Source organism: Vallitalea longa (assembly GCF_027923465.1).
Classification (GTDB): Bacteria; Bacillota; Clostridia; order Lachnospirales; family Vallitaleaceae; genus Vallitalea; species Vallitalea longa.
The window spans coordinates 117854-130224 of sequence record NZ_BRLB01000008.1; the positions used below are offsets into that span (position 1 = coordinate 117854).

13 protein-coding genes are annotated in these 12371 nt (G+C 28.6%); 2 read left to right on the top strand and 11 right to left on the bottom strand.

Going from position 1 to position 12371, the window contains the following annotated elements; genetic code table 11:
* Nucleotides 1-213: 213 nt before the first annotated feature.
* Nucleotides 214-717 carry a DUF2726 domain-containing protein gene (locus tag QMG30_RS13755; RefSeq protein WP_281816274.1) on the bottom strand — a complete coding sequence of 168 codons (504 nt, stop codon included), beginning with the start codon at nucleotides 715-717 and terminating at the stop codon, nucleotides 214-216.
* Between the two features lie 290 nt (nucleotides 718-1007).
* On the opposite strand from QMG30_RS13755, the gene QMG30_RS13760 reads away from it, so the two are divergent.
* Entirely contained in the window at nucleotides 1008-2405 is a 1398-nt protein-coding gene (locus tag QMG30_RS13760; protein WP_281816275.1) for an RHS repeat-associated core domain-containing protein, read from the top strand.
* 24 nt (nucleotides 2406-2429) lie between these two features.
* A complete protein-coding gene (locus QMG30_RS13765; RefSeq protein ID WP_281816277.1) occupies nucleotides 2430-2711 on the top strand; it encodes a hypothetical protein in 282 nt (93 codons plus the stop codon).
* Between the two features lie 114 nt (nucleotides 2712-2825).
* On the opposite strand, the gene QMG30_RS13770 is transcribed toward QMG30_RS13765, so the two are convergent.
* From QMG30_RS13770 to QMG30_RS13815, 10 genes are all read right to left on the bottom strand, one after another.
* Nucleotides 2826-3440, bottom strand: coding sequence for a TM7S3/TM198-like domain-containing protein (locus QMG30_RS13770; protein ID WP_281816278.1), 615 nt, complete (start codon nucleotides 3438-3440; stop codon nucleotides 2826-2828).
* A 2-nt stretch (nucleotides 3441-3442) separates the two neighbouring features.
* Nucleotides 3443-4183 (bottom strand): Bax inhibitor-1/YccA family membrane protein, encoded by a 741-nt coding sequence (locus QMG30_RS13775; RefSeq protein WP_281816279.1) that lies wholly within the window; start codon nucleotides 4181-4183, stop codon nucleotides 3443-3445.
* 127 nt (nucleotides 4184-4310) lie between these two features.
* A complete protein-coding gene (locus QMG30_RS13780; protein WP_281816281.1) occupies nucleotides 4311-5249 on the bottom strand; it encodes an SGNH/GDSL hydrolase family protein in 939 nt (312 codons plus the stop codon).
* Nucleotides 5249-6802 carry an MBOAT family O-acyltransferase gene (locus QMG30_RS13785; protein ID WP_281816283.1) on the bottom strand — a complete coding sequence of 518 codons (1554 nt, stop codon included), beginning with the start codon at nucleotides 6800-6802 and terminating at the stop codon, nucleotides 5249-5251. Before QMG30_RS13785 ends, QMG30_RS13780 begins: the two co-directional genes overlap by 1 nt.
* Before the next feature lie 5 nt (nucleotides 6803-6807).
* Nucleotides 6808-7035: an acyl carrier protein gene (locus tag QMG30_RS13790; RefSeq protein WP_281816286.1), complete on the bottom strand. Its 228-nt coding sequence runs from the start codon at nucleotides 7033-7035 to the stop codon at nucleotides 6808-6810.
* A gap of 14 nt (nucleotides 7036-7049) precedes the next feature.
* A complete protein-coding gene (locus QMG30_RS13795) occupies nucleotides 7050-8561 on the bottom strand; it encodes an amino acid adenylation domain-containing protein (protein WP_281816289.1) in 1512 nt (503 codons plus the stop codon).
* Nucleotides 8558-9226: a 4'-phosphopantetheinyl transferase family protein gene (locus tag QMG30_RS13800; protein ID WP_281816292.1), complete on the bottom strand. Its 669-nt coding sequence runs from the start codon at nucleotides 9224-9226 to the stop codon at nucleotides 8558-8560. The genes QMG30_RS13795 and QMG30_RS13800 overlap by 4 nt, the downstream gene beginning before the upstream one ends.
* Nucleotides 9227-9370: 144 nt before the next feature.
* Entirely contained in the window at nucleotides 9371-10030 is a 660-nt protein-coding gene (locus tag QMG30_RS13805; protein ID WP_281816293.1) for an alpha/beta fold hydrolase, read from the bottom strand.
* A gap of 4 nt (nucleotides 10031-10034) precedes the next feature.
* Entirely contained in the window at nucleotides 10035-11639 is a 1605-nt protein-coding gene (locus QMG30_RS13810; RefSeq protein ID WP_281816296.1) for a HAMP domain-containing sensor histidine kinase, read from the bottom strand.
* The gene (locus QMG30_RS13815) at nucleotides 11626-12315 is read right to left on the bottom strand and encodes a response regulator transcription factor (protein WP_281816297.1); all 690 of its coding nucleotides are present in this window, start codon (nucleotides 12313-12315) and stop codon (nucleotides 11626-11628) included. The genes QMG30_RS13810 and QMG30_RS13815 overlap by 14 nt, the downstream gene beginning before the upstream one ends.
* Nucleotides 12316-12371: the final 56 nt, after the last annotated feature.

A 12371-nucleotide genomic window follows, 5' to 3' on the forward strand; every position in this document is an offset into this window, starting at 1 on the left:
TGGTGTTATTAATATAATAATATAACGTATTTATCTCAATGTCAATAAAAATATCTATTATCAAATGTTTTTATATATTACTATTTACTAAATATTAAATTAATATATCCTGCAATTAGATACTTATAAGCTATTTCTTAGAAAATTTTACGGCAAACGCAAAGAATCCCCTAATAATTTAGGAGATATCTTATTAATGCTTACTTATTAATTTTAGTGATTATTTAATGCTTCCTCTAATTTTGATTCGATCGCTTCTTTATCATATTTATATTTACATGGTATATGTATCACTCCATAACCTATGCTTGTCAATACTTCATTAATGAATTTATCTCTTTCTATCCTATCTTTTCTGTTATGTGAACTATCGTCTAATTCTAAGCATATTATTGGTTTTAATGTTCTGTTATCACATATAACGAAATCAATATGTTTAGAGCAGATCTTATTAAAATATGACATGTAATCATCTTTACTTTTGACTTTCACTATATCTGCTACTCTAACTTTAGTAAAAAGAGTAACATCAAGGTCAATACACACATCGTATAATGTATTATAGAATTTCAATTCTGCTTTAGTTAATATGCTGTCAACGTCTTTGTAAACTGTTGAATAATCATTTTTTTTGTTTTGCGAAACTTTACTTGTAAATATTTTTATTAATATAGCTGCGATAACTATTACTATTAGTGCGTATATTATTGTATCCATTTTGTCTTCCTTATGTTGATTTACTAGATTTTCTTAATTATTTCATGTAGATAAAATCTTATTTAGTATTAATGTTTTATCTTTTGATTATACCATATTTATTAGTCTTAATCTATTAGTACTATAAATTAACCATTATAGAATATTCTAAAATAGGATTTCAAGATACACATAGTGAATAATATATACTAAAAAATGCATTTTATCCTATATATCATGTCGTTCGTCAGGATTTATTGAAAATTAATTAATAAAGATATAAAATTAAAAGAGGAAGGGAGTAGATTACAATGTATAAATATGACTTAACTAATTTATCTGATAAAGAAAATGATATAATAGAAATAGCCAAAAGAATAGACTGTATATTTAATAGTTTTAAAACAATTAAGAATTCTATTGACACCCATATTACAAGAAGAGATAATATAAACGAACAACTCAATACTATACTAAGTGATTTCCAAAATACTATTGAACATACTTATAACACAAGCAAATTTATTAATGAAGCAATAACTGAATATAGTAATAGCCAACATCAAATAGATAATCTTCTTAATGGTGTATCAGCTACAACCATTAATTCAATAAGTATGGATACGGATAAAACAAAATCTAATATAAAAAATATTAACACTAACAGTATTATCAAACAATATTTTGGGGAATTTTTTGATAAATTTCCTAGTAAAATACCACATTTAAAGAATTTCATCGATAACAATGAAATTCATATAAATAATAAAAATTACTCGGAAACATCTGGGAAAAAGACTCAATATTACGATGATAGAATTAAGCAACTACAAAGGTTTACTCGTATGATTGGAAGAAATGAATTAAAAGATAATATGTTTATTCAAGAAGCTAGTTACAGAAGTGATGACCCCATTTATACATACGTAAAAAATAACCCTGTAAATTATATAGACCCTAGTGAACAATGTAAAAAAGATGCTGACTTACAGGATACAGATATATTATCTTCTTCAGACTTGAATAATGTTATTGGATTAAAAGGAGTTTATGCTTATTATACAACACAAGAGAATAAAGAAGATGAAATGCTTGCTGTTTTAAGAACTATAGATATTATACGACAAAAAGACGAATATACTGGATTGTATTATTCACAAGATGAAGATGGAAAATATGTTAGTCAATATGATTATGAAAGCAGTAAAATAAAGACTAAAATATCAATAACACAAAAAGATTTACATAAATCAAGAACTGGTACTAATGTATTGTTTACAGTAACAGGATTTTTGCCTCCACCATACAATGTTTTAGCAGCCTTAGGTAATATAGCACCAGAAAGTGGTAAAAGTATATTGAATAATGACAATACAGGTTTACCTGATATTTTAAATACTGGAATAACAGCAGCTAGTTTCATAGAAAAGCCACAAAAAATAGGAGCATTTTTTAATATTCTAGGTGGATATAAAACCCAAAAAGAGTTAAAAGAAATTAAAGGATTTAGTGAAACATCAGTATCAATTGACAATAATGGGTATATAGAAAATTTCGAATTTAAAATCAATAGTAATAATACTCTAGTTGATGCTCGAAAAGAAGACCCTATAAAAAAATCAATACCAGCACAATGGAGATATTGGAATGAAAATCATCCATCACCAGATATACGGATTACAAATGATAATATAAGAATTTGGTTTTAAAAAATAATATAGGAGTGAAATAATATGAAAAAAGATATTTGCCCCTACTGTGGTAAAGAACTATCTTTTAAGATAAAAATTTCAATAGACCCTAGATACTCAAAAAAATGTCCTTTCTGTGATAAAAAAGTAGGAATGCCCTATTGGACTAATTTTCCATATTTAATTATAGTAATCATTATGTTTTTATCATTTAAATCATGGTTTTATGAACATGAGATTATAGGAATAATACTATTAGCTATAGTTACGATTATAAATGGAATATTAACAACTCTATTTATACCAATTGTTGAAAGAGATTAATATATTAATATGACAAACAAAATAACATATGGATGAACGGATAAGTACTACTATAACTATTCCATAAATCATACAAACCATTCATCCATATGTATCAATATCTCATAACATTCCTTATTTTTTCTCTTTACTATTCTGTGCAATAAATCCCATTATAAAAACAATTACTGTTACTATGCTAATCACTATAGAATTATCTTTACTGAAACTACCCATCAGATATTCATTTAAATGTGTGGCAGTAGCTATAAAACCATCTGCATATACATAATTAGATAAATTGTTGTAATTCTGGAATAAGAACACTCCAATTGTTCCAAGCAAAGATGCTCCAGTACACGATGTACTTATAATAATAAACAGATCACTTTTTACAACAAACAGAATTGCAAAAACAAGTCCAACTGATATACATATAATATAATTTAAAGGTTCTTCTATCGTCACATAATGGTTAACAACCATAAATGAAATCAAAAATCCTAATACAGCACCTGATAATGCAAGAGAAGTCTTATACAAGAATTTAGTTAACAAAGCGAATATAATCCCAAGTACTACACCACTAATTACAGCTCCTAAAGTAGTATCAAATAGAGAAAAGCCAATAGCTATTCCGCCAAAGAAGCATCCTATATTCAATAATGGATAGAATAATTTTCTTCCCATAAAACAAAATAATAAACCTAAACAAGCCAAATATATTAAAGTTACAATTACTGATAACATGTTTAATCATTTCCTTTACTCATAATTTTTGATAACAATCTAAGCACACGGATAAAAATCAAGATAATAGTCATCACAAGACCAAAGGCTAATGACCATTCATATCTATTGGAATATTTGTTTTTAACACATTGTGCTATATTATCATAATCAACAACAAGATTAAGAGCAGCAAGTAATAGAGCACCTGCTGAAATAGCAATACCAAATCCACTGTTTCCCCATACAAGAGAAGTTATTGCATTTGTGAAAAAAGAACTTACAAATACAAGACCATAAAGTATGAATGAAGTTAAAAATAATGTACTTACGACTGCTCTAAAGCGCTGTCCCACTTTAATGATCCTAGTCGCATATAGAAAAAGCATTACTAAAATTACAACAAATGTTACTCCAATTGCTATAGGAACTACTCCATAATAGAAAACAGAATACACTTGGCATAACCAACCAACTAAAAAACCTTCTGCTATGCAGAATAAAGAACCAAAAATGGGTGTACCTTTTGGATTAAAAAAATTGATTAACGATGTTATCATTGTTATAACACCTGCACCTATCAATGCATAATTTATATATTCTTCTGGAACAACATTAAAAACATAGGCACATACCCCTGCTCCAGTAAGTAATAAGAAAAATAAAACCTTTATTGCAATACTACCATAACTCGCTGGTTTTCCACTAATATTATGTTCATCCGATATCTTTTTAAAATATGGATTCAATAATTTTGTTCTCATGATGTCTGTCTCCTTTTTATATTATTTGTAGCATAACTACTTTAATTTCTTGTATTATATCAAGGAGAGTTTAATTTAACTTAAATTCAATCTTAAATTTTCTTAACACGGCACCATGAAAACAATATTAGCTTTTATTTTTAATATAATTATCAACAACATCCTTCCAATATGCATAATCACTATGATTACGTTTATCAGTCAAAAACATATTATAATTTTTACTTAGATATTCTCCAATAAGCAATGTAGCTTTTTCAGCACCATTAACATTTAGATGATCTCCATTATCACGAAAATCCCTTGAATAATTAATATTAAAATTGCTATCTTTTACATTCATATCTATAAATGGAATATCTCTATCCCTTGAATACTTCTCAATAAAATTATGTTTTGCAAAATTCCATGAAGTTGCACTTGGTAATTCTATTAATATAATCTCTATGTCGTTGTTTTTGCAAGTATCAATAAAATATTCAAGTTGTTTTAAATTACGTCTAGGTACAGGTAATGGTCTTGCATTTTCATTTCCCATGTAATTTATATTCTCGAATTTATAAACTTTATCTGAATACACATAACCTTTGGATATATCATACTTTTTTGTTCTATCTGGCATGGTATAAAAATCACGAGAATTTATTTCCTTCCACCTTGCATGGAAAGTAAATGGAGCTAATAATAAATTAGTATTATCAACAAACTTCAATTTCTCATATAGACAGTCTACATCAAGAACAACAACTTTCGGTGTCTGAGTTTTTATAGTTCGCTTAAGTAAATGATTTATCACACCTATTGTTTGCAATGCTGTCCCAGAAGTATAGGATGTATATCCATACTCATCAAACAATTTTGCAGGGGAAAAACCTGAATATACATCGGAGTTTCCATACACCATAACATCAATTGAATTTTTTGGTTCTGCAAGAAAACCCATTCCTCTATAATAACTAGTACCACCAGAATCTTCAATTGACTTTGGTGAAACAACAACACATATATATATATACAGAACGACTGTAATCATAAAACAACAAATTATACCAATAAATTTTTTCATCAGAAACCTCCGTATATAGGGTCAGGTGGAACATAACCTAATCCATAAGCACCAAAAATTAATACTAAACAAAGAGCAGTAAAACAAATCCAATATTTTTTATAAGTAGAAACTCTTTCAAATCTACTTTCAATATTAATATCTTTTAATTTAATAATTACAGAAATTAATATTATGATAAATGAAATAACTAAAGCAATAAAATCTTTAGGTTCTATAATACTATAAAATTGAAATTCTGAACCTCTCCTAAAAACAGATCTAAATATTTGAGAAAATATAGTTAAATTCTCTGCTCTAAACATAAGCATACCTATTCCTACCAGTACAAGTGTTTTAATAATTCTAAACAGATTAATGACCTTATTATCAGTGTTTACATTATATTTAGTTAATATTTTTTCAAATACAGGAGAAAGCAGATTAAATATTATCATAAGTACAAAATAATAGAGCCCATAAGCAATATATTTTGAACTTGCGCCATGCCATAATCCTGTCAAAAACCAAACACAGAAAAGTGGGATGATTAATATCACTGTATTCGCTAAAGAAGGTTTCATATTCTTAATAAGTTTAGTCAATAATTTGGAAGTTGATACAGGATAAAATATATAATCACGAAACCAGCTGCCAAGCGAAATATGCCATCTTCTCCAGAAATCACCTACATTCCTTGCTAAGAAAGGCATATCGAAATTTTTAGCTAATTTAATACCAAATATATTAGCTATACCAGTCGCAATATCTATATATCCTGAGAACTCCGCATAAAGCTGTATTGTATAAGCAATTATACCAATAATAATAGTGAAACCACCGTAATTAGTATAATTCTTAAATACTTCGTCTGAAATAATCGCAGCACGATTTGCAACCATAAATATTTTAAACAGTCCCCAAATCATACGTCCAATCCCATTAAAAAGATTATCGGCATTTATCTGTTTCCCACTTGTCAATTGAGGCATTAGATCATCATATCTACCGAATGGTCCTTCATGCAACTGTGGAAAAAAACTTATGAACAAAGCTGTCTTGAGGATATTTTTTTCTGCTACATACTTACCTCTTAATACATCAACTACATAACTTATTGCATTTAATGAGTAATAGGATATCCCAAGAGGAAGAGCAATATTTATTACTGGAGTTGATACTGTTATACCTAATAATTTTAGAAATACTGCACTTGACGATGCAAAGAAATTAAAATACTTTAATGTCAATAAAATCCCGATATTAACAATCACATATATAATTAAAACTAATCTTTTTTCCTTTTTGATTTTAGCCTTTAACGCTTTCCTTTCTTTTTTGGGAAGCCCTGCAAGACTATATTTGTCAGAAATCTTATTTATCTTTATTGCTGCCAAATAAGATGCAACAACAGTTGTTATAAGAAATATTGTTCCAAATCCGCAATAAAATCCATAAAAAGCAAGACTTGATATAAGCAGTGCGATGTAACGCTGTTTGCTTGGACAAACAGCGTAAACAACAGTAGTAACAATTGTAAAAACCCCAAGGAAAATAAGTATTTGATATGGCATACCTATTATTCTCCATCAAGTGATACTACTAATTTATAGATACTCTCTACTGAATTGAAATTATCTGGAATAAGATGGATAGGTGTAATTTCAATATCAAATTCATCATTTAGCATCGCTACAAGTCTTGCAATATTTAGTGAAGTTAATATCTTCCCGTCTACGAGATTTGTTGCATTTTTATAATCTTTTCCTGGAATTATCTTAGATAATATTTCATATATTTTTTCCATTTTTTTAAACTCCTTTATTCTAAAATTATATTTTTTATTAGTTTTCTATCAATTTTCCCATTAGCATTTTTTGGAAAAATATCGAAGGCTTTATACTCATGGGGACGCATGTATTCTGGTAGTGACTTCTCTGCCGTAACTCTAAGAATCTTTACAAGCTGTTCATTACCTTCGTAAGCTAAAATGATTTTGTCATTTTCTAAGTCATAGATACAAACAACAAGGTCTATTTCTGCAACTGCTCCAAAAGCTGACTCTATCTCTCCCATTTCAATACGATATCCCATATGTTTTATCTGGAAATCTTTACGACCTAAATATTCAAACTCACCGTATATGTTTTGTCTGACTAAGTCACCTGTTTTGTAAACTATTTCGGGGTACTCATTGTGTAAAGGATTTTGTACGAATGCTTCTTTAGTTTTTTCTCTATTTCCATAATATCCCCTCGCGATAAATGGTCCTGACACATAGAGTTCCCCCTCTGCTACACCTGATACTTGGTTTCCTTTTTCATCAACAACAAACAAATTGCAGTTACTGCAAGCATTACCAATTGGCAATGTCTCGGTTTCTTTAAACTCACGATTAACAATAAAGTATGCACATATATCTGTAGTTTCTGTAGGTCCAAAGAGGTTAGCATACATTAGATTCGGAAAATATTTTTTCCAATAATTAAGATACTTTATAGGCATGACTTCCCCTGCAAACAACACTTTTTTTAGATAATCAGGTTTACAGTATTTAAATAAATCCAATTTTGCTATAATACCTAAAGCTGTTGGAACCCAGTAGATTACATTGATCTTACGATTATTCATATATTCTATAAGCTTTACAGGAAATGCAAAATATTCTTTTGGAATCATTTGATACGCACTTCCTGTAAATAAAGAAGCAAACATATCAGTTACTGACATACTGAAATATAGCGGTGTTTGAGAACCAAATATTGTTTGCTCATCTATATTAAAACAGGTTATAAACCAATCAATATAGCTTATTACATTAAGATGTGTCAGTAATGCACCTTTCGGATTACCTGTTGAACCCGATGTAAATATGGAATAAGCTGGATCAGTGGATAGCATTTGTGAACGTATATTTGTTAGTAATCCATTATTAATTTGCATATTTATAGAATCTTCAAAATTTATCTTAACAACTTTATCATCAAAATTACTAACGACTCCATTGAATTGTTTTTCATATATTATTGCTACTGGTGAAAGAACATCTATTATTTTTTCAATTCTTTCAAAGGGTGAATCTGAATCTAAAACTACATAGAAATTGCCACTATACAAAACCCCTAGCATTGCCATAGGAACATTTCTGTTACGCTCCATCAATATTGCTACTGGCTTTCTCAAAAAACCATTATTTGCAATTGAAGTAGCTATTCCTTGTGCTTTTTCTTGTAGAGTTTTATAGGTAATTTCTGCATCTTTATCACCAACAGCAGTATTTTGTGGATAAGAGCTTACCGTCTTTTCAAAAAAATCAATTATTGTTTTATTCATATCATTACTCCCTCATATGATTTTATTGTAGGAAAAGCATCATCGCACTCACTACAGACTGATATAACAAGATCTTCAACTATATAACTATTAATATAACAACTATCTATTTCATCATTATCTATGAAAACAGGTCTAATATTGTTTATTTTACCTGTATTTTTTGTTGGTGTTACATCTATGGTGTTGATAGGATAGTCAATTCCTCTTCCAATACATTTTATATAACTTTCTTTTCTCGTCCATAACAAAGCAAATGCAGTATTCATGGACTCTGATGATTCAATATACTTTCTTTCATTCTGTGTAAAAAAATATTTAATCATATTTTTATCAAAGTCTTTTATTTTTTCACAGTCAACTCCAATATTGTAATCCTGTTCAGCAACAACAACTAAGTTATCACCTGCATATGAACGGCTTACTGAAATACTAGGATATTCCTTAAGATATGGTTTTTCTCCTACTCTTCCACTAAAATGAGTAACCGGAATATCAAAGTTCATGGCGGTAAATTTGGAAGCTAAATCTTCTGCTATAAGAAACCTTTTTTGACTTTCCTTATCAGTAAAAAGTTTTGCTCTTTCTAATCTTTCCTTAGGAAACATATTTGATTCCTTGGCATAATTCAATGTAAAATTTTTTATTACTGCTAATGCTTTCATTAAATTACCTCCATACTTTGAAACCTAGTTTAACATCTCTAAATTAATTTACCTTAAATTTTACATTAAAATTTCTTAATATTAGAATTAATGTATTATGAGTAACCAAAAAAAGACCTCAATTTAATGGGTCTTATAATATATTTATTTATTGCATACCTCAATAATATATTTTCCTATGATTTCACTGTTGACGATATAACTGCTATGGGTATGGTATTTAAAAATTTTTAATACACTATTTCTTATGCTACTTTGAATTAATTTAAGATGTTTTCTTGAAATAACATCAATGCTACCTCCTGTTATATTAGTGGGTATATCTATTTTTGAAAGATTAAAAAGGGGTATATCCGGTTCCTTTAACATCATTTCTACCTTTTGAGACTTTGTTAATGCATATTTTAATTTCATAAAATTTTTTGCATATGCTCTTAATCCTTTTGGATTAATGTTAGGACCACTTACAATAAGTCTTGAGAATAAATCTGTGTATTGTGACGCAAGAATAAGTCCTACAATACCCCCATCGCTGAATCCATAATAAACAGGTTTTTTGATATTAAACTTATTAATGAATTCATATATATCTGCAGCATGGTCATCGTAATGCAATTCACTTACTTTTGAACTATTTCCATGGTCCCTAAAATCAATTGCATACACTGTAAAATATTTATTCAGCAGTGAAATAGACCTATTGAAGATTTCATGTGTTTCACCATTTCCATGAAGCATAATTAACGGCTTACCATGACCGCTTTTTTTATAAAATATAGTAATTCCATTTATTTTTATAAACATGATTCTATTCCTCTTCTATAAGTGGCAATGTGATTTCATATACAACGTTGAGCCCGTGGACAGGATTCTCTAAAAGCTTAATTGTTCCTTTGTGTACAATAATTATTTTCTCTACTATAGCCATTCCTAGTCCTGAGCTTTTACCTTCACTACGTGATGAATCACCCATGGAAAATGGGTTGAAAATACTCTTCTTCAAATCATCAGGTATACCGACTCCATTATCCCCAATATGAATAATACAGTTACCCTCCGTTTTCTTAAGGGTAAAAGCTATCAATTTTCCTTTTTCGTTATATTTAACTGTATTTGAGATAATATTTTCAAATACACGCTTCATTTCGAATACATCCACCATACAATAAATACTTTCATCTGATATTTGTATATCAAGTTCAAATCCAAGAAATTCAAGTTCATTGTATTTATCAATAAAATAATTTCTTGCAAATTCACAAATGTTTGTTTTTGTAGGCTTTATTTTGAAATCCGGTCTTTCGAGTTTACTGTATTCACTAAAAGTATTTATAAGCTCTGCAAGGGAATTTGACTTTTTGTATATGGTATTAAGATACTCACTAAGTTCTTTTTCATTAACTTTTTTATCAGTAATTGCTTTTGCATAGCCTTTGATTACCGTTATAGGTGTTTTTAAGTCATGAGAAATGTCTGCTAGCATCTTTTGCTTTTGTTCCTCCGCCGCAACACGCTTTTTGTCTGTTTCATTTAATTTGATTGCCATATCATTAAAACTATGACAAATCTCTTCAAATTCTCTTGGACCTGTATATTTTATCAGTTGATCGGTTTTATTCTCTGCCAAACCATCTATTGCATCATTTAAAAGTATAAGAGGTTCTTTTACTTTTTTATAGAGACTTCTAACAAAAAATAATACAGCAAAGATAAAAAATATTATATATCCATATACAATATATCTAATGATTTGCCTTGAAGATTTAAAATCATCATTAACTTCTTTACATAAAACCACACAGTAATCATTACCATCATTACCTGTATAACTCAACTTGGAAATACTTAACTTATCTTGATACTGACCAATTAATAGATTAAATTCAGATTCAGTATAGTGATTCTTTATATTTGGATTATCTGAAAACATAATATTAAAATTACTATCAGCTATTATTTTTGATGATGATGTTATTAAATTGTTGTCATTATCTACTGTTTCGTTCGAATATAAAACACTGATATACTTTTTATTATCCTTGCCTATATATTCAGTTCGAGAAATCTCAACTTCATCTTCTGCATCTGGTATCAATATTACTTGATCTTTACTCAAATTAAAATCTTTTGCACTCTTGCTTTTATATATTACATCGTAATATTCATCATACACAACAAAGTAACCCTTTTCCCCTAGTATTCTTTCTATGGGAAAAGTATCATAATCACCTTCTACAAAGTATTTTTTATTGTTGTCAATAGGAACATTATAATTATTAGAGAGATCAAAAAATATTACTAGAATACCTAGGAAACATGCAAATAGAAGAACCGCTAACACAGCTATTGCGAACACTATAAAATTACGGACAATTATTCCAAAAAAACCTAGTCTTTTTTTATTTGTCTTCAATTTTATATCCCAACCCTTTCACAGTTTTAATATACTGATTTCCCTTTTTGTTATTTCCTATTTTTTCACGTAAGTGAGATATATGAACAGTCACAGAATTATCATCTGTTTCAAAATATTCTCCTTTTATATGTTCAGTTATTTGTACTTTAGAGAAAATCCTTTCAGGTACATTCATCAAAAGTGCAAGAATCTTGAATTCTGTAGCAGTTAACAATACTTCTTCTTCATTTTTCATTAACCTACAATTATTCGTATCAAGAGTCAATTCACCTAAACGTAAAATACCTCTATCTTCATTTTTACTTAATTTATAATGTCGTCTCAGTAAAGCATTTACTCTTGCAACTATCTCAAGAGGATTGAATGGTTTGGTAATATAATCATCAGCACCCATATTAAGCCCTAGAATCTTATCAATATCCTCATTTTTAGCAGATAATATTAGAATTGGTATGTTACTGATTTTTCGTATTTCTCGTGTAAGCTCATAACCATCCATTTTTGGCATCATAATATCAAGAATTGCTAAGTCAACATGATTTTCTTCTATACATTTTAGCCCATCAACACCATTATCAGCAACTAATACCTTATATCCCTCCACCTCAAGATATAGCTTTATCAATTTTGATATTTCATAATTGTCCTCCGCAACAAGAATACTGTTATTCATCTTTTTTCCTTCTTCCTGTACAAGAATAAATATTTTATTAATTATAGCATAAACAA